This is a genomic window from Rossellomorea sp. RS05, from assembly GCF_039822645.1.
Lineage (GTDB): Bacteria > Bacillota > Bacilli > Bacillales > Bacillaceae_B > Rossellomorea > Rossellomorea marisflavi_B.
Genome location: NZ_JBDKWY010000010.1, coordinates 116,579 through 139,408 on the forward strand (window position 1 = coordinate 116,579; position 22,830 = coordinate 139,408).

Sequence of the window (22,830 nt, forward strand, 5' to 3'; positions counted from 1 at the left end):
CGGGAAGATAAATTGCATTTTCCATATGAATCATTCTTTCTCTTTCCTTTGAACATGATAAAATAGAAATATCTATTGTTATATTGGAGGTCACTCAAAAAATGAAAACCAAGCTTTGTTTATTATACGGCGGGAAATCCGCGGAACATCAGGTTTCACTGCAAACGGCCAAGGCAGTCATCGGCGCCCTGGATTTAAATAAATTCGATATTCACCCGATTTTCATCTCGACAGACGGCGCGTGGATCAAAGGATCACAGCTTGAAGGACCGGTCAGTGATGTGAAGGAACTTCAATTCTCCGAAGGGGAAGCCATTGCCCCTAACGCCCTTACTGCATCGGTTGAAGGATCGGAAGGATATGATATGATCTTCCCTCTCCTTCACGGACCGAACGGTGAAGACGGGACGGTACAGGGGATGCTTGAATTATTGAATCTTCCATATGTAGGGAATGGCGTTTTGGCGTCTTCTGCGGGTATGGATAAAGTCATCATGAAGAACCTATTCGCTCAGGCAGGTATCCCACAAGTAGGCTACACTTGGTTCATCAGAAGCTCATGGGAAAGCGACCGCGAAGCGGCTTACAAGCAGGTGGAGGAAGAAATCGGCTACCCATGCTTCGTTAAACCGGCCAACCTTGGTTCTTCTGTAGGCATCAGCAAATGTACGTCACGTGATGAACTTGAGGCGGCTTTCGAAGAAGCCTTCCAATTCGATCGTAAAATCATCATTGAAGAAGGGGTCATTGCCAGAGAGATTGAGCTAGGCGTACTGGGTAACGATCACCCTGAGTGCTCGGTAGCGGGAGAGATCGTCCCTAAGAAGGATTTCTACGACTACAAAGCGAAATATGAGGATGGCGATACAGCCCTCATCATCCCGGCAGAGGTAGATGAGGAGCTTTATGCACGACTCAAAGACATTGCGATCCGGTCATTCAAGGCGCTTGATTGTTCAGGGCTTGTCCGTGCCGACTTCTTCGTGACGAAGGACGGAAGGATCTTCATGAACGAAGTGAACACCATGCCTGGATTCACCCCGTTCAGTATGTTCCCGCTTCTTTGGAAACATACGGGCATCGACTACCCGTCACTCATCGCGAAGCTGGTTGAACTCGGGGCAGAACGACACAAAGAAAAGCAATCGATCAAGTATACAATGTAGCCACCATGGGACCGGCAGCGGACGAAATGAAAGTTCGGTCGGTCCCATCTCTATTGCAAGGATGAACGAGTAAAGGAGTATATGATCATGTTCGAAAAAACGATAAGCGATATATGCACGATGCTTGATGTGAAGAATGATCTTTCTTCATTCGGCGACATCGTCGTCAAAGGTGTATCCATCAACACACGGACGATGGAAAAAGGGAATCTGTTCGTCCCGTTCAAAGGAGAGAACGTCGACGGCCACCGGTTCGTCCGCTCTGCCATAGAAGAGGGTGCAGCAGCAGCGCTCTGGGATGCGAACGTCCCGAATCCGCCGGAGGATCTTCCGGTTCTGGTTGTGGACGATCCGCTTGAAGCGCTTCAGTCCCTTGCCAATCTATACCGTCACGAGCTGGATCTCAAAGTCGTGGGGATCACAGGAAGCAACGGGAAGACAACCACGAAGGATATTGTAGCGAATATCCTGGCACAGAAGTACAAGGTGCATAAGACTCAAGGTAACTACAATAACCACATCGGCCTGCCCCTCACCCTCCTGGCTCTGCCTCGGGATGCGGAAGTTGCCGTGCTTGAAATGGGGATGAGCGGATTCGGAGAGATCGAACTCCTATCCGATATTGCACAGCCGGATGCAGCGGTCATCACCAACATCGGTGAGTCCCACCTGCAGGACCTCGGCTCCAGGGAAGGCATCGCCAAAGCGAAGCTTGAGATCATCCACGGTCTGAAGGAAGACGGCCTGTTCATTTATTACGGGAATGAGCCCCTCCTGAACGAACCAGTGAAAGAACTCGGATTGAAAAGAGTGGAAACGTTCGGGAAGACGGCTGATAACACCATTTCCCCGACGAAAACGGAGATGAACAATACGGGCAGTTATTTCGAAACTTCCATGGCGGAAGGGGAAACCTTCCATTTGCCGGTGCTTGGGCAGCATAACATCCATAATGCGCTCGCAGGCATCCTGATCGGGAAGGAATTCGGTCTAACAATAGAGGAGATGAAACAAGGCTTAAAGTCCCTTGAGCTGACGAAGATGAGAATGGAAATGATTGAAGGTAAAAAAGGAGAGCGCATCATCAACGATGCGTACAATGCCAGTCCCACTTCTGTAAAAGCGGCAATCCAGCTGATTTCCGAGCTGGAAGGGTTCGACTCCAAGATCCTGGTTATCGGGGACATGCTCGAGCTTGGGGATCATGAGAAGGAATACCATGAGGAGATTGGTCAACTGATCGACCCTGAACGCATCCGTCACGTGTTTACTTTCGGTGAATTGGGTGAATATATGGCTAAAGGGGCAAAAGTGAATTTCCCCGAAGAGCGCGTACACGCATTCCTTGATAAAGAGGCCCTGCTCGATGAATTGAATGCACTTATCACCGGCAAGGAACTGATCCTTTTCAAAGCTTCGAGGGGAATGAAGCTTGAAGAGATCATCGACGGTCTGAAGTAACAAGGAGTTTGTCCGTGCCATACTAATGGAAAAGGTGAGAGCATGATCGGATGTTTAGTGCTCCACGGATTCACAGGGGGACCATACGAAGTGGAACCCCTTGCTGAATACCTGAGGGAGCAGACGGATTGGAAAATTGTCGTCCCGACCCTGCCTGGTCACGGAGAAACACTATCCCTAAGGGGGATCAAGCACGTGCAATGGATCGAACATGCAGAAGAATGTCTTAAATCCCTGCTTGAGACATGCGACAAAGTTTATGTCGCCGGCTTTTCCATGGGAGGTCTCATTGCATCCTATCTTGCAGTCCATTATAATGTTAGTAAGCTTGTGCTGTTGAGCGCTGCTGCCAGGTATATCCATATCAAGCAGCTCTTCAGAGACATCGGGGGTTTGATCAGAGAGGGATGGCAAGGAAATCTCCTCGAGAACGAACTGTACAATCGATATAAGGTAAAAATGACCAATACCCCGCTTCTATCCACCTATGAATTCAGGAAGGTCGTCACCATCGCCCGACCGCTGCTGAAGAAAGTCACCATCCCCACATTCATTGCCCAGGGGGAAGTGGATGGAATCGTCCCTCCCGCCAGTGCAGCTTACATCTATGAAACCATTTCGTCCCGACAAAAAAATATTTATTATGCTTCAAGATCCAAGCATCTCATCTGTCATAGCGAAGATAAGGCTGAACTTTTTGATCATATTTACCATTTTCTCGAAGATGAATAGAGTGACTATTTGACATGTCATTGAAATTCATTTCTAGAAGTGGTAACATTACTACAACATAGTTCTATTTGTTGGACGTGCCAGCTCTTCGATTTTGAAGAGTGTATTTTTTTGTACACAACATAAACTAAACATCTCATATAGACGGTTTTAGATTAGATACCGAAGTCGGCATGTAAGATTTGGATCCGATTTAAACATATAATCAGCTCCATCGATTAGTTATAAAAGATGTATACCAAAAGGAGAATGAATAGCATTGACAAAGTTTGCAGATTTAAACTTAAGCGCAGCTACGTTGAAATCCATTAAACGTATGGGCTTTGAAGAAGCAACCCCCATCCAGGCCAGCACAATCCCGGTAAGTCTTGAAGGTAAAGACATCATCGGTCAAGCACAAACAGGTACAGGTAAGACGACAGCATTCGGTATTCCGATGATCGAGAAGATCGATGTGAAGAACCCTGCAGTCCAAGGTCTTATCATTGCACCGACACGTGAACTTGCGATCCAGGTTTCTGAAGAACTATACCGCATCAGTGCAGATAAGCGCGCACGCGTCCTTTCTGTATATGGCGGACAGGACATCCAGCGTCAGATCCGTGCGATGAAGAAGAACCCGCACATCATCGTAGGAACTCCAGGACGTCTACTTGATCACATCAAGCGTAAAACATTGAACCTTACAAGTGTTGATACCCTTGTATTGGATGAAGCGGATGAAATGCTCAACATGGGCTTCATCGATGACATAGAGAGCATCCTTGAAACCGTTCCTCCGACTCGTCAAACCCTTCTATTCTCAGCAACGATGCCGGATCCGATCCGTCGTATCGCTGAGCGCTTCATGACTGAACCTGAAGTCATCAAAGTGAAATCGAAAGAAGTGACTGTATCCAACATCGAGCAGTTCTTCACAAAAGTGACCGAGAAAGAGAAATTCGACGTCCTTTCACGCTTGATCGACGTTCAGTCTCCTGAACTTGCCATCGTATTCGGACGTACGAAGCGCCGTGTAGATGAGCTTTCACGTGCATTGAGCATCCGTGGTTACCTTGCTGAAGGAATCCATGGTGACCTTTCACAGGCTCGCCGTATGACGGTCCTCAAAAAGTTCAAAGAAGGACGCATCGACGTTCTTGTTGCTACTGACGTAGCAGCTCGTGGACTTGATATCTCTGGTGTAACACATGTTTACAACTTCGATATCCCACAAGATCCTGAAAGCTACGTTCACCGTATCGGACGTACGGGCCGTGCAGGTAAGAAAGGGATGTCCATCACATTCGTCACACCACGTGAAATGGGCTACCTGAAAGTAGTAGAACAAACAACTAAGAAGAAAATGACGGCTCTTAAGCCACCTAGCCATAACGAAGCTCTTGAAGGTCAGCAACGCCTGGCTCTTGAAAAGCTTACAGAAGCAACGAAAGAATCTGACCTTAAAGATTACTATGCGTTGGCAGAAGAATTCCTTGCGAACCACGAATCCATCGAAGCGGTGGCAGCGGCCATCCGCGTTCTGACAAAAGAACCGGATACCACTCCAGTCGATATCACCGAAGAGCGCCCACTTCCATCAAGAGGCGGCGGCGGTCGCGGTAATTCCCGAGGCGGCGGATACAAAGGTGGTTCACGCTCTGGTAAAGGCGGAAGCGGCGGCGGTAGCCGTTCAGGCGGTTACAACCGAGGCGGCGGTTCATCCCGCGGCGGAGATCGCAACCGTTCAGGCGGAAGCAGACCACAATCTTCTTCTAAGCGTAAATCATATAACTCTTAATACATGGAGCACGACGGCAGAGATGCCGTCGTGTTTTTTTTGTGTTGAATAGGTTTCGGGGAGCTGGATGTGTGCGAGGAAGGGTCGCTTGGGTGATGGAATGTGATCCATTCGCGGATAAAGGAGTGGGTTCGGATCGAATGTAGTGAGGGGAGAGTGCAGGATGAGGAGGGGGATCGCGAGTAACGGGTGGTGTTAGCTGAATAATGGGGCTGATCGCAAGTAACGAAAGGAGATAACGGAATAAAGGTACGAATCGTACGTAACGAAAAAGGTGCGAAAATAAAAAGTAGAGGCAAAAATCGATTCGCAAATAAAATTTTCAAAGTCGCTGATAAATTTTTTAAAGTCACAAATAAATCTTCAAAATTCGCAAGTATTATCTGTTCTCAAAGAGAGCAATATCATTCAGATACCTGGAATTCACTAAAAGGTTCTGTGAAAAAAGTCGACTCATGTCGAATGAGTAACATGCCGACAATCTCCCCTACCGATTCGCTGATATCAAATACCTATATGATGGTAAGAAAGATTTTTAGCAAAAAACATGAAAAAGTAGCAAATACCCTCCTTGCTAGCTTCAACGCATCTGCTGTCACCAATTCAGCTGCCGGCCCTTCCGTTCACCCGTTCGCCACCCACCATCAATAATCCATGCCGCTCCCGTCCATACTACACCTAACAACACCCAGGCCACTGCGCCTGCCAAAGGAGTATCACCACATGACCATCATCCGATTCGGGTACGTAGCCATGAGCATGAATCTTCAGCACGCTTCCCCTTCTCAAACCATGACCCACAAGCAGTTTTCCGGACTGAAGGATGAGGAAGCGGCAATCAGGAAGCTGGAGAGGATTGCTGTGTCCAATATCGAGAATTGCCTGCGGCTCCTGAAGCATAATGTGCTTCATGACATTCATTTTTTCCGTTTCAGTTCGAAGCTCATTCCCCTTGCCAATCATCCTGATCTTGCGGGGTGGGACTTTTTGAAGCCGCTCCTGCCTGCGCTGGATGAAATCCAATCGTACCTCCGCGAGCATCCCATGAGGGTGGATTTCCACCCCGATCATTTTGTCCTCCTGAATTCAGCCGATCCCCAGGTGATGAAGAATTCGTTGAAGACCTTGCGCATGCATGAAGGGATCTTGGATGCAATGGGGATCGATCCCCTGCATCGGTGCGTCCTCCATGTCGGCGGTGCCCATGGCGATAAAGAAAAGGCGATGGAGCAGTTCATCCACAATTGGGGGCTAACCCCGGAAGGCATCCAAAGGATGATCATACTGGAGAATGACGATACTGTATTTTCGGCATTCGATGCCCTTTACCTTTGTGAAAAGCTCGGGATCCCCCTTGTATTCGACCTTCACCATCATATGGCAAATGGGGAGCGCGACTGGACGCTTGATTGGGATCGGATCGTTGCTACGTGGAAGGATTCTCCGCTTCCCCTGAAGATGCACATCAGCAGTCCGCGGTCTGCTGATGATTTCAAAGCTCACGCAGACTACATCGATCCTCATGATTTCCACGGATTTCTCCGTCAAGTGGAGGGAAGTGTCGATCGCATCGATTGCATGATCGAGGCGAAGCAGAAAGATAATGCCCTGTTCAAGCTGATGGAGGAGCTTGTGCAAGAAGAAGGGGTCCACCGCGTGGACGGGTCTACGATCGAAATCGGTTAATTGAAACCATCCCCTACTCAAAACCGTATCTATACTGTAAGATTTAGACATAGAAGGAAATGGGGGATGGATATGAAAGATGGACCACGTAACAGGATTTCACCAAAGGCTCTCAGTGTGTGGAGGATTTATGGTGGGATCGAAACCTTGATCGCACTCGTCGTCGCAGGTGGGATCATTACACTAACCGTTCTATTCGACTGGCCGGTATGGATTTCCGTCGTTGCGGGCGTCGCAGCCGTCATTCTTGCATACATACAGATCAAACTTGTTCCCGATGTCAGGTGGAAGCGCTGGCGCTATGAAGTGAGGGAGCAGGAAATCGAGCTTCAAAGGGGCATTTTCATCATCAAAAGGACACTCGTCCCGATGGTGCGTGTCCAGCACGTGGATACCGTCCAGGGACCGATCTTGAAGAAGTACGGTCTTTCGACGATCACCATCTCCACAGCTGCAACGGTGCATGAAATCCCTGCCCTCGACACGGAGGAAGCGGATGGACTAAGGGATTCCATATCCCAGCTGGCGAGGGTGGCGGAAGATGATGTCTGAGTATAAGCGGCTGCACCCCATCTCGGCCATCGTCAACTTCATGAAACAGGTGAAGGAAATGATCATTCCGATCGTCGTTCTCTTGTTCGTGAACGGTTCGGGAAACGGAACGGGCTTCTGGAGATATATGCCCGTCATTTCCATGGTAACGGTCCTCGTACTTGTCCTTGGTGCCGGGATCATCAAGTGGATGAGATTCACCTATCGATTGGAAGACGGGGAACTGCGGATTGAATACGGCTTGTTTGTAAAGAAAAAGCGGTATATCCCATATGATCGGATCCAGAGCCTGAACTTCTCGGAAGGGATCCTGCACCGCCCGTTCGGGTTGGTTAAGGTTAAGGTGGAGACTGCCGGTTCTTCGTCAAATAAGAAGTCGGAGGCGGAACTGACGGCAATTCTCAAGTCGGAGGCCGTCCATATCGAGAAGACGATCTTCAAAGAAAAAGAACGCCTTTCCGAATCTCCTGAAGCTGTCGTCGAAGAGAAGCCGGTCCGTCAAGAAGAAATCTTCAAGATGTCGGGTAAGGATCTGCTGATGCTCGGCCTGACGTCGGGTGGAGTCGGGGTCATCCTGTCGGGTGTGGGAGTCTTCCTTTCGCAATTTGATGACTTCATTCCGTTTGAAGCGATTTACGAAGGGGCTTCAGGCTACATCAAGGGAGGGGTCCTCATCATCGGGATCCTGGCATTCGTCGGCCTTTTCATTGCCTGGCTCCTTTCACTCGTGTGGACCTTCGTTGTGTACGGGGACTTCAGGATCCGTCTGACGGAGGAAAACATCATCATCAATCGGGGACTGCTGGAGAAGAAACAAGTGACGGTACCGTTCAAGCGTGTGCAGGGGATTCGCATCATCGAGAACCCCGTGCGCCAGCTCCTTGGCTATTGTTCGGTCCAGATTGAAAATGCCGGGGGCTCCGCCCTTGAAAAGGATAGCTCGAGTATCAAACTGTTTCCGATCGTAAGGAAAAGGGAAGTGGAGAAGCTTCTTGCCGAGATCTTCCCCGATTACTCCGTAGAGACCGAATTCAATCGGCTTCCTGTCCGTTCCATCAGGAAATATATGATCCGTGCGGCCGCAGTTGGTATCATACCGACGGTCGTGCTATCGATCTTCCTTTGGCCCTATGGGATGTTGGGACTGATCCTGGTGGCGCTGCTCGCGTTCCTAGGATATCGCCAGCACAGGTCCGGAGGCTGGAAGCTCAGCGAAGGCCAGTTGTCCATGCAATATCGGACCGTTTCAAAAAGCACGGTCTATTTGAAAAAGAATCGTATTCAGTCCCTTGACCGTCAGGAAACGTGGTTTCAAACCCGCATGGACTTAAGTACATTGCGTACGACCGTGAAGTCGGGTGATGCCGGGTACAAGAGCACGCTCAGGGACCTCGAACAAAAAGATATGAAGCAGATTGAAATGTGGTATTCCTTCAAAGAATAAAAAAAGAAAAGTGACCCCCTGAGGTCACTTTTCTACTTTCTCCCGGCAATGAAGCCGATGAGGAACCCGGCGATGAGGCCGAAGAGGTGGGCCGTGATATTGATCCCGGATTGGGTGAAGGTCATAATCAACCCGATGATGACGATCGGCAGGATCACCTGCCTGCTCTCACGGGTGATAAAGGCATTCCTCGTCGCGATCATGGCCAGATAATAGCCGAATAATCCGAATATCGCTCCGGAAGCCCCTACATGGCTGTAAGAGAGAGGCTGACTGACGTAGGTGATGATATTGGCAAAGATACCGCTCACGAGATAGAGGGCGGTGAATTTCCATTTTCCGAGATGTTCTTCAAGTGCCGGACCGAAGAGAACGAGGGAAAATGAATTGAATAAGACGTGGGAGAAGCCCATATGGACGAATATCGGCGTGATCAGGCGCCACCATTCACCGTCCCGTATGAACAGATTGATGCCTGCGAGTTGTTCGTACACCCACATTTGAGGGAAAATGGGGAGAGAACTGATCAAATACAGGATCAGATGGATGGATACAATAACAGAAATGACCGGGTATTTCTTCAGGAACTGAGAGAAACTTTCCGTCCTAACAAACATGGATCGTCCTCCTCCAAAAGGATGGTAATACTGATATTGTCGCTTATATAAGCTTGTCAGACAAGGTGTTTCCTTATACGGATATGCCGGACGGGACTAGAGTAGAAGGAGAATGATGATGATTAAAGGAATCGGATTGGATATCGTCGAGTTGCACCGCATCAAAGATATGATCGACCGTCAGCCCAAATTCCCTGGGCGCATTTTGACGGAAACGGAACGGGAGTCGTTTGAATCCCTGTCTGATAGAAGGAAGGTGGAATTCCTTTCCGGACGCTTTGCAGCAAAAGAAGCATTCGCCAAGGCAGTGGGCACGGGCATCGGGAAGGAATTGTCTTTCCAGGATATCGAGATTGAGAAGGATGAAAGGGGGAAACCCCATATAGTCAAGCCTGCTGGCCTGAAGGTACATCTCTCAATCACCCACAGCCGGGACTTTGCGGCGGCACAGGTCGTATTGGAAGATTGATGCTTGTCAGTTCTTTTTGCATATTCCCCATGGTTGTCTCATATATTCAGTAGTGCAATAGGAGAGACAAGACCGGTAAGGGTGAAGATCGCGGTTCATCCGTAGAACGCGAGGGGGATTCTGCATGAGTCGTCCATTTTCACCCTCCGGTCCACTCCTCTCTGATACGTATATCCTGAGACAAAAGGGGCTGTAGAAATGAACAAGAAGCTGGTGGTGCTCGTGCTGGCCGTACTGACCGTATTGATGCTGGCCGCATGTGGGGAAAAGTCCAAAGAGGATGTAACCAAGGATCTCAAGTCGAAAGTGGAAGATCTGAAAGGCTATAAGGCAGATGCCAAAATGACCCTTCAAGTCGGGGAAGATCCACAGACGTATGAAGTGGAAGTATGGCATAATGATCCGAACTATTACAGGGTATCCCTGAAGAATGAGGCCAAAGACCAGAGCCAGATGATCCTGCGGAATGAAGAGGGCGTCTTCGTCCTGACGCCTGCATTGAACAAGAGCTTCCGCTTCCAGAGCGACTGGCCGTCCAACAGCAGTCAGGCCTATCTATATGAATCACTCGTGAAGGATGTCCTGGAAGACAAGAATGCTACATTCAAAGAAACGAAAGACCATTACGTCTTTAATACAAAGACGCGCTATCAGAACAATCAAATGCTTCCTACCCAGGAAATCACCTTCAATAAAAAAGATCTCACACCGGTATCTGTGAACGTCATGGATTCCGATAAGAATTCCCTGGTGAAGGTCGAGTTCTCCAAGATGGACGTGAAGGCTGCGTTTGATAAGAAGGATTTCGACATGAAGAAGAACATGACGGGTGCACAGCTTGAGATTCCAGTGAGCGGCAATGTGGAAGAGAAGGAACTCTCCGTCCTTTACCCTACTGATGGAATCTCAGGATCAGAGCTTGTGGATGAACAGGAAGTCGCAACGAAAGACGGCAAGCGGGTCGTCCTGACATATGATGGGGAGAAATCCTTTACCATCATCCAGGAACAAACTACATCGGTTCCGACCATGACGGTTTCGACATCCCTTCAAGGTGAAGTAGTGGACCTCGGCTTCACGGTAGGGGCCATGACCGATCAGTCCATCACCTGGACCCATGACGGTGTGGATTATATGCTTGCATCAAAGAGCCTGACGCAGGATGAGATGGTGACCATCGCCCGGTCCGTGCAAGGTTCCATGGTAAAATAAACAACATTGAGGCAGCCTGAGGGCTGTCTTTCTTCATGCTTGGACTAACTGAAAGAAAAGAATGAATCTCGATGGAAGGAATGGTATTCTTGTAAGGAATGAAATTGTTTAGGAAGTGAATGGACATTGGATACCCTTTTCTTCAGAGATACGTGGGCCGAAATCAATCTGGACCACGTAAGTGAAAACGTCATGAACTTTAAAAAACATATACCGGATAATGTGAAGATGCTCGCCGTCGTAAAAGCGAATGCCTATGGGCACGGATACGAACAGATTGCAAGGGCCGCACTCGACTCGGGGGCGGACGGACTTGCCGTCGCTTTCCTTGACGAAGCGCTCCTCCTTCGAAAAGCGGGCATCGATACCCCGATCCTCGTTCTTGGTGCTTCAAGACCGGAGGATGCAGGAACTGCAGCGGAACATGGAGTATCCCTCACTGTCTATACGAAGGAATGGCTTGAAGAGGCGTCCCTATACACGGGGAAACGCCTGAATCTCCATGTGAAATGCGATACAGGCATGGGGAGGATCGGCGTGAGGGACTCACAAGAGCTGCTCGAGATCACAGATGTGATCAGCGCCCATGAACACTTCCATTTCGAAGGGGTGTTCACCCACTTCGCGACTGCAGATGAACTGGATGAAACGTATGCCGATACCCAGCTTGAAACCTTCCGCTCCATGATCGGTCAGCTTCCTCAGCTTCCCGAGTACGTGCACTCTTCCAACAGTGCCGCCACACTCCGGCGGAAGGATGCCCTTTTCAACACCGTCAGGGTCGGGATCAGCCTCTACGGCCTTACTCCCTCACGTGAGATGCAGCCTCATCTCCCCTTTGAGTTGAAGGAAGTGCTCTCTCTTAAGACGAAACTCATCCATGTGAAAGAAATGGACGAAGGAGAGAAAGTCAGCTACGGTGCCACTTATGAAACAGGGAACAAGGAATGGATCGGCACACTCCCGATCGGGTACGCCGACGGATGGATCAGAAAGCTTCAGGGTCAGGAAGTCCTGATCGGCGGCCGCAGGGCGCCCATCGTCGGCAGGATCTGCATGGACCAGTGCATGGTCAGGCTTCCCGGTCCGGTGAAGACGGGGGAACCCGTCACGCTCATCGGCCACCAGGGGGATGAGCATATACCCGCCGATGAACTGGCAGATAAGCTTGATACGATTAACTATGAGGTGACCTGCATGATCGCCGCGCGCGTCCCGAGAGTCTATACGAGAGGCGGCGCCGTTGTCGAAGTATCCAATCACCTTCTGTAAGCAGGACGTAAAAGACCGCCCATTTCAAGAAATCGCATGAATAATCCATGTAACATATGGTGGATAATAGAAGAGATTAATAAATTGACTTTTCATTCCCATTGTTTGATGGTATGATTAACATGTTATAAAATGAAACGGTATGTAGTGATTGGTGGAGGTGTAGTTTGTGTCTGAATCCAGCGCAACAACGGAAATTTTGATTCGTCTTCCGCAACAGCTCGTCACAGAACTGGACGGCTTTGCAGATCAGGAAAATGTGAATCGCAATGAGTTTATTTATCGTGCTACTAAAATGTATTTAAGAGAGCGTAAGAAACGACATCTGCGTGAATCCATGAGACGAGGCTATATGGAAATGGCTAAGATCAATCTCGCCATCGCTTCGGAAGCAATCCAGGCAGAATATGAGGCAGAACATACAGTCGAACGCTTAGTAAGCGGAGGTTAATCCTTTGATTGTAAAGCGTGGTGACGTATATTTTGCAGACCTTTCTCCTGTTGTTGGGTCGGAACAAGGAGGCGTCCGGCCGGTCCTTGTCATTCAAAACGATATAGGGAATAGGTTCAGTCCCACTGTTATTGTCGCTGCTATCACTGCTCAGATCCAAAAAGCGAAGTTGCCTACCCATGTCGAAATTGATTCCAAACGGTACGGCTTTGAACGTGATTCCGTAATCTTGCTCGAACAGATCAGGACCATCGATAAACAGCGTCTGACCGATAAGATCACACACCTGGACGACGAAATGATGGAAAAAGTCGATGACGCCCTCCAGATTAGTGTTGGTCTCATACAATTTTAATCAGAAACGCCATGCAAATAAATATTGGGAATACACCAGCAAGCACCTGCTGATCAGTGAATGATTAGCAGGTTTTTTTATGCGGTCGGTGAATGGGTTCGTGAATATCGTGTAATCATTTGTCGATGTGTGGTAAATACACCCAATCGTATGACAAAGTTCTGTAAACCATTTATAATGGGAAAGTATATGAGAGGGAATTCGCGGTCAAGGCATCATAAGCTTGTTTATTTTTGTCTTTTTTTGATACTATTAATTCAAATGCGATATCCATGTAAGCTATATTAGAGTTCAATGACATTGGTCATGGAGAACGTCGTCATAAATTTCACATGATAGAATGGAGAGAACGGGATGTTTAGTGAAGTCACGGAATACATTGAAACGAATAAGGCCGAGTTGACAAATGTCTGGATGGACAAGATGAAGGAAGAAGCGGATGATAAATTCCTTCAAGTCATCTCGGATCAAGTGTTCACGAAGACAAGCCATGAATTTGTCGAAATGATTGCTTCACGCCTGCGTGATTCCAAGGAATTCAACAACAGACTGGAAGAATTCGCCGAGAAAGTGGTAAGGCTCGGTTGGCCTTTGACGTTTGTGACCTCTGCCTTGAATGTGTTCGGCAAAGTGGTTTATCAAGGTATGGAGAGTTCTGGATTCATCACGGAAGAAAATTACCAACAGCAGATTAACAAATTTGATCGTTGGCTTTCCCCGATGACGAATAAAGTCATCCAGGCATACACGGAATCATGGGAAAAGACTGTTTCGCTCCAAAAGATCGCCCTTCAGGAGCTGTCAGCCCCATTGATCCCGGTGTTCGAGAAGATTTCTGTTATGCCGTTGGTAGGGACGATCGATACGGAGCGCGCAAGACAAATTATGGAAAATCTATTACATGGTGTCGTAAAACACCGTGCAGAAGTAGTCCTGATCGATATCACCGGTGTGCCGGTCGTTGATACCATGGTTGCCCATCACATCATTCAAGCAGCCGACGCGGTCCGCCTCGTCGGAGCTAAGTGCATGCTTGTCGGGATCAGACCGGAAATCGCTCAAACGATTGTGAATCTAGGGATTGACCTTACACAATTCATGACGAACAGCACGCTGCGTAAAGGAATTGAAAAGGCTTTGGAGATGACAAGCCGAAAAATTGTTTCCGCGGAGGGATTGGAATGAGAATACCTATACTGAAGCTCGAAGACTGCCTATTGATCTCGATCCAGTGGGAACTTGATGACCAAACGGCCCTTCAATTTCAAGAGGATCTTCTTCACAAGATTCATGAAACGAGTGCAAGGGGCGTTGTCATCGATATTACGTCGATCGATTTCATCGATTCATTCATCGCCAAGGTTCTTGGTGATGTCATCAACATGTCCAGATTGATGGGGGCCAAAGTTGTCATTACTGGAATTCAGCCAGCGGTCGCCATTACACTGATCGAATTGGGGATCCGTCTGGACGATGTCCTCACAGCTTTAGACCTTGAAAAAGGTCTTGAGAAATTAAAATTGGAACTGGGGGACTAGGTATGGAGAGCCAATCCTGCGTGAAGATCACGAATGAATGGGACATCGTTGCTGCCCGCCAGTTAGGGAGAAATGTAGCGAAAGAGCTCGGATTTGGCACCGTTGACCAAGCTCGAATTACTACGGCGATCAGTGAATTGGCCCGTAATATATATTTATATGCAGGTACCGGACAGATCTGTATCGAGAAACTGCTTGATGCGGGGAAGAAGGGTGTCAGGATCATTGCCCTTGATGAAGGACCGGGCATTACAGATATCAGAAAAGTAATGGAAGATGGATATTCTACATCAGGTGGATTAGGAGCCGGTTTGCCAGGGGTTAAGCGGCTGATGGACGAATTCAATGTCGACTCGGTTCCGGGAGAGGGAACCGATATCAGGGCAACCAAATGGCTCCGCTAGGGGGAGTTAGATGAAGTTCAGAGAATTGATGGATTCAAAATATAAAGAGATCCTTGAGCACTATTTGAACGAGCAGGATGAGAAGGCTCTTTATCTTGGGCAAAAGTTCAGCCGGAAATCGATTGAACATAACGTATCTCCGGAAGAAATCATTTCCCTTCATAAGAGTGTCATCCTTGAAATGGAGCCGGACCTTCCGCATCACGTCCTTCACTCATTCGACATCTTGCTTGAAGTGATGATCGGCTATGGGTTCGCCTACAGGGAGCACCAGAGCCTGCGCACCAAGCAGCAGGAATTGAATAATGAGATCGATGTGGCTGCCAACATGCAGCAGACCCTCCTCGGTACCCGCATACCACAAGTAGACGGGCTCGAGGTCGGAGCGGTGAGCGTTCCGGCCAAGAAGATGAACGGTGATTATTATCACTTCGTGGAAGATGAGAATGAAAATGTGAGCGTCGCAATCGCCGATGTCATCGGTAAAGGGGTGCCAGCGGCCCTCTGCATGTCCATGATCAAGTATGCAATGGACAGCCTTCCTGAATACCGCGATAAACCAAGCCTCGTCCTTGAAAGTCTGAACCGCGTGGTGGAGCAGAATGTGGATGCAAGCATGTTCATCACCATGTTCTATGGTGTATATGATTCCAAGAGTCACCAGTTCTCCTACTCCTCCGCCGGCCACGAACCAGGGTTTTATTACAACGCGGGCACGGGTGAATTCGAAGACCTTGACGCCAAGGGGCTGCTCCTTGGAGTGGATAAGAAAGCGAAGTACAGGGAATATGAAAGAATAGTCCAAGTGGGGGATATGATCATCCTCCTATCTGACGGTGTGACGGAATGCCGTTCAGAAGAAGGCTTCATCGAGCGGGAAGATCTGGTGGAACTCATCAGGAATTACAATCACCTGCCTCCTCAAGAGATCGTCAACAGCGTGTATAAGGAGCTTGAGAAGCTACAACACTTTGAGCTCAGGGATGACTTCACACTGATCATCATTAAAAGAAATCAATAATGTGGTTTATCTTGTAAATAATAAGGGTAAACGATTAAGAGTATTTTAATACATGCCTAAAAGGTGGTCTTTTCATGAACTTATCAATAGATATGAAAGAAATCGATAACGATATACACGTGAAAGTTTCAGGTGAAATTGATGCATATACAGCTCCAAAGCTTAAAGAAAGCCTTCAGCCCGTCGCTGAAAAAGAAAATAGCCAGCTAATCGTCGATCTTTCTGACGTTTCTTATATGGACAGTACCGGCCTGGGCGTATTCGTCGGCCTTTTCAAAACCGTAAAGGCGGGTGGAGGAGAGCTTCATCTTGTCGGTCTATCGGATAGACTGCAGCGCCTGTTCGACATTACTGGCCTGGGGGACATAATGAATATCGATTCCAAAGTAAAAGGTGGAGTGGAATGATGCAGGATTATGATTACATCGAGATGAAGATTCCAGCGAAGCCGGAATACGTTGGGGTCATCCGACTTACCCTGTCCGGGATTGCCAGCAGGATGGGCTTTGATTATGATGCCCTTGAAGATTTGAAGATTGCTACAAGCGAAGCAATCACCAATGCGGTTCAGCATGCCTACAAAGATGACGACGGGGAAGTGGTTGTCGGATTCGGATTGTATGGTGACCGCCTTGAAGTGATGGTCGCCGATCACGGGGAAAGCTTCAATTTCACCGAAATCAAAAAGGCAGTCGGACCTTACCATGCGGATCATTCCGTAGAATTCCTTAGAGAAGGTGGGTTGGGACTTTATCTTATAGAGAGCCTTATGGATGAAGTAAAGGTGCATCATCAAGAGGGAGTGACGGTCTTTATGACGAAATTCCTATCAGGGGAGCAGGTGGAGAGGGATGAAAAAACTATCTCAACCTAACCACCAGGCCAATAAAGATAAAGTCATGCAGTGGATCAAGGACTATCAGGAAAACAAGGATGAAGATGCCCAAAGTCAGCTGATCCTGCACTACCAGAACCTTGTAGAATCCATTGCACGGAAATATTCCAAAGGACGATCTTTTCACGAAGACATCATACAGGTCGGTATGATCGGACTCTTGGGCGCCATCAGGCGTTATGATGAGTCTTTTGGTCGTTCTTTCGAAGCATTCGCCATCCCGACCATCATCGGGGAAATCAAACGTTTCCTTCGTGATAAGACGTGGAGCGTCCATGTTCCAAGACGGATCAAGGAGCTCGGACCGAAAATCAAATCGACCGTTGAAGAGTTGACCAATACCCTGGAACGCTCTCCTCAGGTTCATGAGATCGCGGATTACCTTGAGGTGACCGAAGAGGAAGTATTGGAAGCGATGGAGATGGGGCGCAGCTATCAGGCCCTTTCTGTGGACCATTCCATTGAAGCGGATTCTGAAGGCAGCACGGTCACCATCCTCGACATCGTGGGGAACCCTGACGAAGGATACGAGAAAGTCAATCAGCGTCTTGTACTTGAGAAGGTCCTTCACGTGCTCTCGGAACGGGAAAAAGCCATCATCCAATATACGTACCTGGATAATCTGAGCCAGAAAGAAGCCGGCGAGCAGTTGGGTATTTCCCAAATGCATGTCTCACGACTTCAGAGAAGGGCCATCAAGAAACTTCGCGATGCCATTCAGGAAGAGATGCACGACGGGGAGCATGACTATTGATGCCGTACCTTCAACAAAATGATGTAGAAGTGTTCGCAGGTCAAGTATCCAAGAACGGCAACCGTTTTTGTGGAGATAGCTATTTTTACACGTCGACGGATGATTATTTCATCTGTGTCCTGGCCGATGGTTTGGGCAGCGGAGTGTATGCCTTTGAATCTTCCCATTCAGTTGTGGAGATCGTGGAAGAGAATCATCACGAAGATGTGGATACATTGATGAATCTCTGTAATGAAGCGCTTCAGAAGAAACGGGGAGCAGCTGTCGCAATCTTTAAGGTTTACTATCACTCCAAAGAGTTTGTATACAGCTGTGTCGGGAACATCCGTTTTTATATGTATGCACCTGAAGGGAAGATGACCTACCCGCTACCGGTTACGGGATACCTTTCGGGAAGGCCGCAGAAGTATAAAACTCAACGCTTTTCATACAATTCAAATTCAAGATTCCTCATTCATTCTGATGGACTGAATATCCCGGGAGTCAAAAGCTTAATGCAAAAATATCCGACCCTTCATGGTACGCTGAAGGAGATTGAATCGAAGGTGGACCAGACGGCGGATGATACGACATATATTATTGGAAGCTTACTCTGACTGGGGTAAGCTTTTTCAATGCGAAGAATTCCCGCTGAGTATGTGATAAACTTAGAGTGAAATTGTGAATAACTGGAGGTTATACTGTGACGTCTACGTTAACGAATGAAACGACTTTGATCAATAAGATCGGGAAAGACCTATCCATATCAACCAAGAACGTTAAAAATGTGATTGATCTATTAGAAGAAGGGAATACGGTTCCCTTTATTGCAAGGTACAGGAAAGAACAGACCGGCGCACTCGATGAAGTGCAGATCCGGGATATCATGACCAACTGGGAGTATCTTCAGAACCTGAAGAATCGAAAAGAAGAAGTGATGCGTCTAATAGAGGAACAGGGGAAGTTGACCCCTGAACTATCAGTAGCCATCTCTTCGGCAGAAAAGCTGCAGCAGGTTGAGGATCTTTACCGTCCTTACAAGCAGAAACGAAGAACAAAAGCGACCGTAGCGAAAGAAAAGGGACTCGAACCGCTCGCGGACACCCTCCTCACCTTCCCATTGAATGCTGACATCAATAGAGAAGCCGCAAAGTACGTGTCGGAGGAACAGGGAGTAGGAAGCGCCGAGGAAGCTTTATCGGGTGCGCAGGACATCATCGCAGAGGTGATATCGGATGACGCCGCACATCGTGAATACATACGAACGCAGATTTTCCGTAAGGGCCTCATCGAATCAAAAGTGAAAAAAGAAGAAGAAGACGAGAAGAATGTGTATGAGATGTATTACGCTTATCAGGAACCGATCCATAAGGTTGTTCCCCATCGCGTTCTTGCCATGAACAGGGGAGAGAAGGAAGGAATCCTGAGAGTAGGGGTACAGGCCGATGCAGAGTCGATCTTACGCTACTTGAATAAGCAGGTGATCAAGGATACACGGTCCCAGGCGGCATCCATCGTCCAGGAAGCGATCGAGGATGGATACAAGCGACTGATCCTGCCATCTGTTGAAAGGGAGATCCGCGGGGAGTTGACTGACAAGGCTGAAGATCAGGCCATCCATATCTTCTCTGAGAATCTAAGGAAGCTATTATTGCAGCCGCCGATGAAGGGAAGGACCGTTCTCGGCGTCGACCCGGCATTCAGGACGGGGTGCAAGCTCGCAATCATCGATGAGACCGGAAAAGTCTTGGCGATCGATGTGATCTATCCCCATCCACCACGCTCGCAGAAGGCAAAAGCGGAAGAACAGGTGAAGACGATCCTTTCACGCTATCCGATCGAGGTTATTGCCATCGGAAACGGAACCGCTTCAAGGGAGACTGAACAATTCATCGTGGACGTATTGAAGGAAGTCGGCGGCGACATCTCCTATCTGATCGTCAATGAAGCGGGAGCGAGCGTTTACTCCGCCTCAGACATCGCCCGCGAAGAATTCCCTGACTTCCAAGTGGAAGAGAGGAGTGCGGTCTCCATCGCAAGAAGGCTCCAGGATCCACTGGCGGAACTGGTGAAAATCGATCCCAAGTCTGTAGGGGTGGGACAGTACCAGCACGATGTGTCCCAGAAGAAACTGAATGACTCTCTTACATTCGTAGTGGAGACGGCAGTCAACCAAGTAGGGGTGAATGTGAATACTGCTTCTTCTTCCCTCCTTCAATATGTAGCCGGCCTTTCGAAGACGGTGGCAACGAATATTGTGAAAAAGAGAGAAGAGGAAGGGAAGTTCTCTTCGAGGGCACAGCTCAAGAAGATTCCGAGGCTTGGAGCGAAAACCTACGAGCAGTGCATCGGATTCCTCCGCATCATGGATGGAAAGGAGATGCTCGACCGCACGCCGATCCACCCAGAAAACTATAGTGAAGTGAAGCATCTTCTCTCCATGACGGGTTATAAGGAAGAACACATCGGTACAGAGGAGTTGAAGCAGGCCCTTCACGCGCTTGATCTTCGTCAAACGTCGGAAGAGCTCGACATCGGGCAGCTTACCCTCAAGGATATTATCGATGCGTTGATCCGCCCGGGGCGTGATCCCCGTGATCAATTCCCTAAGCCACTCCTGAAAAAAGACGTGCTCAAGCTTGAGGACCTTAGTCAGGGAATGGAGCTTCAGGGTACGGTACGGAACGTCGTCGACTTTGGAGCGTTCGTGGATATAGGGGTGAAACAAGATGGACTCGTTCATATCTCCAAGCTCAAGAATGGCTATGTCAAACATCCGCTAGACGTGGTATCCGTCGGTGATGTTGTCACGGTCTGGGTTGAAGGAGTGGACGTCCGGAAGGGGCGCGTTTCACTCACCATGGTTCAGTAATAAACGAAAGAGGAGCTGAAGGCGTTTTCCTTCAGCTCCTCTTTTCATTGCGCTTGCGGTAAAAATTCCAGCATTGGTTCAATAATTTGATCTGATAGCGGTCTTTCTCAAGATAGGCCCTTCTCATTTGATTGACCAGCCAGCTCGGCACAGGCGCACCTCCTTTAGGAATCTACCCGGTGAGTGTGATACTTAATGTATGCTATAATGGGTTGTCCCGTTCGTTAAGAAGGGGAAATCGTGTGTAACAGGAGGGTGGACGCTTTGACAAATGAGGAGCTGCAGCAGTTGGTATCAACATTATCCAAACGTTTGTTTAAACGGCCGTTCCGTCATCAGGCCTATTTCAACCCGCGTCTCCGGACGACAGGTGGCCGCTACATGCTTAAATCCCATCATATTGATATAAATCCGAAGTACCTCGAGGAATTCGGGATGGATGAACTGATCGGCATCATCAAGCATGAACTTTGCCACTACCATCTTCATCTCGAAGGGAAGGGCTATAAGCACGGAGACAAAGACTTCAAGGATCTGCTTGCAGAAGTAGGAGGTCCGCGTCATTGTTCGTCGCTTCCCATCCAAAAGAAAAGGGGGAGGCTCCTGACATACAGGTGCAAGGAGTGTTCCTTGGAGTTCATTAGAAGGAAAAGGGTGGACACCAATCGCTTCGTATGCGGACGGTGCAAAGGAAGGCTGATCCTTGAAAAAATAGAAGAGTTTCAGGGTTCCTAAAAAAAGCCCGGAAAGTTATTGACAACCAACGGTGCAGTCATTATAATCATAAGAGTCGATAAGACGTTCTCGTTCCGCAGTAGCTCAGTGGTAGAGCTATCGGCTGTTAACCGATCGGTCGCAAGTTCGAATCTTGCCTGCGGAGCCAATATGGGGAAGTACTCAAGTGGCTGAAGAGGCGCCCCTGCTAAGGGTGTAGGTCGGGCAACCGGCGCGAGGGTTCAAATCCCTCCTTCTCCGCCATATCATCATGGCCCATTGGTCAAGCGGTTAAGACACCGCCCTTTCACGGCGGTAACACGGGTTCGAATCCCGTATGGGTCATTTTCTCTTTTGAAAGAGAAGATACATATGTTCAGTTGTTTCGTGGAAGTTGACTTCTGGTTATAGAAGCTAACGCGAAACATTAATGATAGCTATTTTGCTATCGCAAAAAGCTTTGGTCCGGTAGTTCAGTTGGTTAGAATGCCTGCCTGTCACGCAGGAGGTCGCGGGTTCGAGTCCCGTCCGGACCGCCATTTATCTTTCGGGAAAAGTTATTGACTTCGAAAGATCAACATGGTATGATAAATACCTCGTCAAAAAATGATTATTGGGCTATAGCCAAGCGGTAAGGCATCGCACTTTGACTGCGACATGCGTTGGTTCGAATCCAGCTAGCCCAGCCATTTACGAGCCATTAGCTCAGTTGGTAGAGCATCTGACTTTTAATCAGAGGGTCGAAGGTTCGAATCCTTCATGGCTCACCATTTGATTTCTTGTTTTGGACAAGAGGTCCAACATATGCGGGTGTGGCGGAATTGGCAGACGCACCAGACTTAGGATCTGGCGCCGCAAGGCGTGGGGGTTCAAGTCCCTTCACCCGCACTTTTATTCCTCGAAAAAAAGTTGTTGACAAGCGAAATTATCGTGATATAATCATTAATGTCGCTTCAATAAATGCGGTCGTGGCGGAATGGCAGACGCGCTAGGTTGAGGGCCTAGTGGGTGAATAACCCGTGGAGGTTCAAGTCCTCTCGGCCGCACCAAAAACTTTCAATATTAGCGCCCGTAGCTCAATTGGATAGAGCGTTTGACTACGGATCAAAAGGTTAGGGGTTCGACTCCTCTCGGGCGCGCCATATTTGCTTCTACTGGCTTATACATAATTTTCTTACGGGAAGTAGCTCAGCTTGGTAGAGCACTTGGTTTGGGACCAAGGGGTCGCAGGTTCGAATCCTGTCTTCCCGACCATCACAATTTCATGCGGGTGTAGTTTAATGGTAAAACCTCAGCCTTCCAAGCTGATGTCGTGGGTTCGATTCCCATCACCCGCTCCACTATTTATTTGAACCTTGAAAACTGAACAAAACAAGACAAACACGTCAACGTTAATTCTAGATTTATTTTTAAAAGAGCTATTCAAACTTTTTATGGAGAGTTTGATCCTGGCTCA

General features: G+C 48.3%; 24 protein-coding genes and 11 tRNA genes. 33 read left to right on the forward strand and 2 right to left on the reverse strand.

The annotated features are described in order from the left end of the window. Positions 1-101 precede the first annotated feature (101 nt). The 7 genes from ABJ225_RS19980 (at position 102) to ABJ225_RS20010 (ending at position 8,821) form a co-directional block, all read left to right on the forward strand. Positions 102-1,166 carry a D-alanine--D-alanine ligase gene (locus tag ABJ225_RS19980; protein ID WP_056541576.1) on the forward strand — a complete coding sequence of 355 codons (1,065 nt, stop codon included), beginning with the start codon at positions 102-104 and terminating at the stop codon, positions 1,164-1,166. Positions 1,167-1,253: 87 nt separating this feature from the next. Continuing rightward, entirely contained in the window at positions 1,254-2,627 is a 1,374-nt protein-coding gene (locus ABJ225_RS19985; RefSeq protein ID WP_347321448.1) for a UDP-N-acetylmuramoyl-tripeptide--D-alanyl-D-alanine ligase, read from the forward strand. 42 nt (positions 2,628-2,669) lie between these two features. Further along, positions 2,670-3,359 (forward strand): alpha/beta hydrolase, encoded by a 690-nt coding sequence (locus tag ABJ225_RS19990; RefSeq protein WP_053427966.1) that lies wholly within the window; start codon positions 2,670-2,672, stop codon positions 3,357-3,359. Positions 3,360-3,618: 259 nt separating this feature from the next. Beyond that, complete coding sequence (cshA, locus tag ABJ225_RS19995) at positions 3,619-5,139, forward strand: degradosome RNA helicase CshA (protein ID WP_056541580.1); 1,521 nt, start codon at positions 3,619-3,621, stop codon at positions 5,137-5,139. 723 nt (positions 5,140-5,862) lie between these two features. Next, positions 5,863-6,825, forward strand: a complete 963-nt coding sequence (gene uvsE / locus ABJ225_RS20000) for a UV DNA damage repair endonuclease UvsE (RefSeq protein WP_347321449.1) — start codon at positions 5,863-5,865, stop codon at positions 6,823-6,825. Positions 6,826-6,897: 72 nt separating this feature from the next. Then, complete coding sequence (locus tag ABJ225_RS20005) at positions 6,898-7,377, forward strand: PH domain-containing protein (RefSeq protein WP_218247530.1); 480 nt, start codon at positions 6,898-6,900, stop codon at positions 7,375-7,377. After that, positions 7,370-8,821: a PH domain-containing protein gene (locus tag ABJ225_RS20010; RefSeq protein WP_347321450.1), complete on the forward strand. Its 1,452-nt coding sequence runs from the start codon at positions 7,370-7,372 to the stop codon at positions 8,819-8,821. The genes ABJ225_RS20005 and ABJ225_RS20010 overlap by 8 nt, the downstream gene beginning before the upstream one ends. A gap of 32 nt (positions 8,822-8,853) precedes the next feature. Here ABJ225_RS20010 and ABJ225_RS20015 read toward each other — a convergent pair whose 3' ends face one another. Further along, entirely contained in the window at positions 8,854-9,438 is a 585-nt protein-coding gene (locus ABJ225_RS20015; RefSeq protein ID WP_056541591.1) for a rhomboid family intramembrane serine protease, read from the reverse strand. A gap of 118 nt (positions 9,439-9,556) precedes the next feature. On the opposite strand from ABJ225_RS20015, the gene acpS reads away from it, so the two are divergent. From acpS to ABJ225_RS20085, 14 genes are all read left to right on the forward strand, one after another. Beyond that, a complete protein-coding gene (gene acpS / locus ABJ225_RS20020) occupies positions 9,557-9,907 on the forward strand; it encodes a holo-ACP synthase (protein WP_053427971.1) in 351 nt (116 codons plus the stop codon). A gap of 198 nt (positions 9,908-10,105) precedes the next feature. Next, the gene (locus tag ABJ225_RS20025) at positions 10,106-11,119 is read left to right on the forward strand and encodes a LolA family protein (protein ID WP_053427972.1); all 1,014 of its coding nucleotides are present in this window, start codon (positions 10,106-10,108) and stop codon (positions 11,117-11,119) included. 126 nt (positions 11,120-11,245) lie between these two features. Beyond that, entirely contained in the window at positions 11,246-12,391 is a 1,146-nt protein-coding gene (gene alr / locus ABJ225_RS20030; protein WP_218247533.1) for an alanine racemase, read from the forward strand. Positions 12,392-12,560: 169 nt separating this feature from the next. Beyond that, positions 12,561-12,842, forward strand: coding sequence for a CopG family ribbon-helix-helix protein (locus ABJ225_RS20035; protein ID WP_048007231.1), 282 nt, complete (start codon positions 12,561-12,563; stop codon positions 12,840-12,842). Between the two features lie 4 nt (positions 12,843-12,846). Then, on the forward strand, positions 12,847-13,197 hold the full coding sequence (locus ABJ225_RS20040) for a type II toxin-antitoxin system PemK/MazF family toxin (RefSeq protein WP_048007230.1): 351 nt from the start codon (positions 12,847-12,849) through the stop codon (positions 13,195-13,197). Between the two features lie 354 nt (positions 13,198-13,551). Beyond that, a complete protein-coding gene (locus ABJ225_RS20045; RefSeq protein WP_347321451.1) occupies positions 13,552-14,382 on the forward strand; it encodes an RsbT co-antagonist protein RsbRA in 831 nt (276 codons plus the stop codon). Further along, on the forward strand, positions 14,379-14,735 hold the full coding sequence (locus tag ABJ225_RS20050; protein WP_048007228.1) for an STAS domain-containing protein: 357 nt from the start codon (positions 14,379-14,381) through the stop codon (positions 14,733-14,735). The genes ABJ225_RS20045 and ABJ225_RS20050 overlap by 4 nt, the downstream gene beginning before the upstream one ends. A 2-nt stretch (positions 14,736-14,737) precedes the next feature. Further along, complete coding sequence (locus tag ABJ225_RS20055) at positions 14,738-15,139, forward strand: anti-sigma regulatory factor (protein WP_056541599.1); 402 nt, start codon at positions 14,738-14,740, stop codon at positions 15,137-15,139. Positions 15,140-15,149: 10 nt separating this feature from the next. Next, positions 15,150-16,160: a PP2C family protein-serine/threonine phosphatase gene (locus ABJ225_RS20060; RefSeq protein WP_347321452.1), complete on the forward strand. Its 1,011-nt coding sequence runs from the start codon at positions 15,150-15,152 to the stop codon at positions 16,158-16,160. 74 nt (positions 16,161-16,234) lie between these two features. Next, positions 16,235-16,567: an anti-sigma factor antagonist gene (locus ABJ225_RS20065; RefSeq protein ID WP_347321453.1), complete on the forward strand. Its 333-nt coding sequence runs from the start codon at positions 16,235-16,237 to the stop codon at positions 16,565-16,567. After that, the gene (rsbW, locus tag ABJ225_RS20070; RefSeq protein WP_426916765.1) at positions 16,567-17,034 is read left to right on the forward strand and encodes an anti-sigma B factor RsbW; all 468 of its coding nucleotides are present in this window, start codon (positions 16,567-16,569) and stop codon (positions 17,032-17,034) included. The genes ABJ225_RS20065 and rsbW overlap by 1 nt, the downstream gene beginning before the upstream one ends. Then, positions 17,012-17,809: an RNA polymerase sigma factor SigB gene (gene sigB, locus ABJ225_RS20075; protein WP_053427978.1), complete on the forward strand. Its 798-nt coding sequence runs from the start codon at positions 17,012-17,014 to the stop codon at positions 17,807-17,809. The genes rsbW and sigB overlap by 23 nt, the downstream gene beginning before the upstream one ends. Next, positions 17,809-18,405 carry a PP2C family serine/threonine-protein phosphatase gene (locus tag ABJ225_RS20080; protein ID WP_218247536.1) on the forward strand — a complete coding sequence of 199 codons (597 nt, stop codon included), beginning with the start codon at positions 17,809-17,811 and terminating at the stop codon, positions 18,403-18,405. Before sigB ends, ABJ225_RS20080 begins: the two co-directional genes overlap by 1 nt. 86 nt (positions 18,406-18,491) lie before the next feature. Beyond that, complete coding sequence (locus tag ABJ225_RS20085; protein ID WP_347321454.1) at positions 18,492-20,660, forward strand: Tex family protein; 2,169 nt, start codon at positions 18,492-18,494, stop codon at positions 20,658-20,660. A 31-nt stretch (positions 20,661-20,691) separates the two neighbouring features. Here ABJ225_RS20085 and cmpA read toward each other — a convergent pair whose 3' ends face one another. After that, complete coding sequence (gene cmpA / locus ABJ225_RS20090; RefSeq protein WP_142130078.1) at positions 20,692-20,811, reverse strand: cortex morphogenetic protein CmpA; 120 nt, start codon at positions 20,809-20,811, stop codon at positions 20,692-20,694. A 113-nt stretch (positions 20,812-20,924) separates the two neighbouring features. Between cmpA and ABJ225_RS20095 the strand changes: the two genes are divergently transcribed. From ABJ225_RS20095 to ABJ225_RS20150, 12 genes are all read left to right on the forward strand, one after another. Next, positions 20,925-21,395, forward strand: a complete 471-nt coding sequence (locus ABJ225_RS20095) for a SprT family protein (protein ID WP_347321455.1) — start codon at positions 20,925-20,927, stop codon at positions 21,393-21,395. 73 nt (positions 21,396-21,468) lie between these two features. Then, a tRNA-Asn gene (locus ABJ225_RS20100) sits at positions 21,469-21,543 on the forward strand. Positions 21,544-21,547: 4 nt separating this feature from the next. Next, positions 21,548-21,638: transfer RNA gene (locus tag ABJ225_RS20105), tRNA-Ser, on the forward strand. Between the two features lie 9 nt (positions 21,639-21,647). Next, positions 21,648-21,719 (forward strand) — tRNA-Glu (locus ABJ225_RS20110). 117 nt (positions 21,720-21,836) lie between these two features. Beyond that, positions 21,837-21,913, forward strand: a tRNA-Asp gene (locus ABJ225_RS20115). Positions 21,914-21,988: 75 nt separating this feature from the next. Further along, positions 21,989-22,063, forward strand: a tRNA-Gln gene (locus ABJ225_RS20120). A gap of 5 nt (positions 22,064-22,068) precedes the next feature. Next, positions 22,069-22,144: transfer RNA gene (locus tag ABJ225_RS20125), tRNA-Lys, on the forward strand. 36 nt (positions 22,145-22,180) lie between these two features. Then, positions 22,181-22,262 (forward strand) — tRNA-Leu (locus tag ABJ225_RS20130). 74 nt (positions 22,263-22,336) lie between these two features. Then, a tRNA-Leu gene (locus ABJ225_RS20135) sits at positions 22,337-22,423 on the forward strand. Positions 22,424-22,439: 16 nt separating this feature from the next. Further along, positions 22,440-22,516, forward strand: a tRNA-Arg gene (locus ABJ225_RS20140). A gap of 35 nt (positions 22,517-22,551) precedes the next feature. After that, positions 22,552-22,628: transfer RNA gene (locus tag ABJ225_RS20145), tRNA-Pro, on the forward strand. A gap of 12 nt (positions 22,629-22,640) precedes the next feature. Further along, positions 22,641-22,714 (forward strand) — tRNA-Gly (locus tag ABJ225_RS20150). Positions 22,715-22,830: the final 116 nt, after the last annotated feature.

Coding starts and splice junctions, on each gene's coding strand:
- ABJ225_RS20005 (WP_218247530.1), top strand. CDS start 6,898: ATGAAAGATGGACCACGTAACAGGATTTCACCAAAGGCTCTCAGTGTG.
- ABJ225_RS20025 (WP_053427972.1), top strand. CDS start 10,106: ATGAACAAGAAGCTGGTGGTGCTCGTGCTGGCCGTACTGACCGTATTG.
- ABJ225_RS20045 (WP_347321451.1), top strand. CDS start 13,552: ATGTTTAGTGAAGTCACGGAATACATTGAAACGAATAAGGCCGAGTTG.
- rsbW (WP_426916765.1), top strand. CDS start 16,567: ATGCAGGATTATGATTACATCGAGATGAAGATTCCAGCGAAGCCGGAA.
- acpS (WP_053427971.1), top strand. CDS start 9,557: ATGATTAAAGGAATCGGATTGGATATCGTCGAGTTGCACCGCATCAAA.
- ABJ225_RS20010 (WP_347321450.1), top strand. CDS start 7,370: ATGTCTGAGTATAAGCGGCTGCACCCCATCTCGGCCATCGTCAACTTC.
- uvsE (WP_347321449.1), top strand. CDS start 5,863: ATGACCATCATCCGATTCGGGTACGTAGCCATGAGCATGAATCTTCAG.
- ABJ225_RS20065 (WP_347321453.1), top strand. CDS start 16,235: ATGAACTTATCAATAGATATGAAAGAAATCGATAACGATATACACGTG.
- ABJ225_RS20080 (WP_218247536.1), top strand. CDS start 17,809: ATGCCGTACCTTCAACAAAATGATGTAGAAGTGTTCGCAGGTCAAGTA.
- ABJ225_RS20050 (WP_048007228.1), top strand. CDS start 14,379: ATGAGAATACCTATACTGAAGCTCGAAGACTGCCTATTGATCTCGATC.
- ABJ225_RS20015 (WP_056541591.1), bottom strand. CDS start 9,438: ATGTTTGTTAGGACGGAAAGTTTCTCTCAGTTCCTGAAGAAATACCCG.
- ABJ225_RS19980 (WP_056541576.1), top strand. CDS start 102: ATGAAAACCAAGCTTTGTTTATTATACGGCGGGAAATCCGCGGAACAT.
- ABJ225_RS20055 (WP_056541599.1), top strand. CDS start 14,738: ATGGAGAGCCAATCCTGCGTGAAGATCACGAATGAATGGGACATCGTT.
- ABJ225_RS20060 (WP_347321452.1), top strand. CDS start 15,150: ATGAAGTTCAGAGAATTGATGGATTCAAAATATAAAGAGATCCTTGAG.
- ABJ225_RS19985 (WP_347321448.1), top strand. CDS start 1,254: ATGTTCGAAAAAACGATAAGCGATATATGCACGATGCTTGATGTGAAG.
- sigB (WP_053427978.1), top strand. CDS start 17,012: ATGAAAAAACTATCTCAACCTAACCACCAGGCCAATAAAGATAAAGTC.
- ABJ225_RS19990 (WP_053427966.1), top strand. CDS start 2,670: ATGATCGGATGTTTAGTGCTCCACGGATTCACAGGGGGACCATACGAA.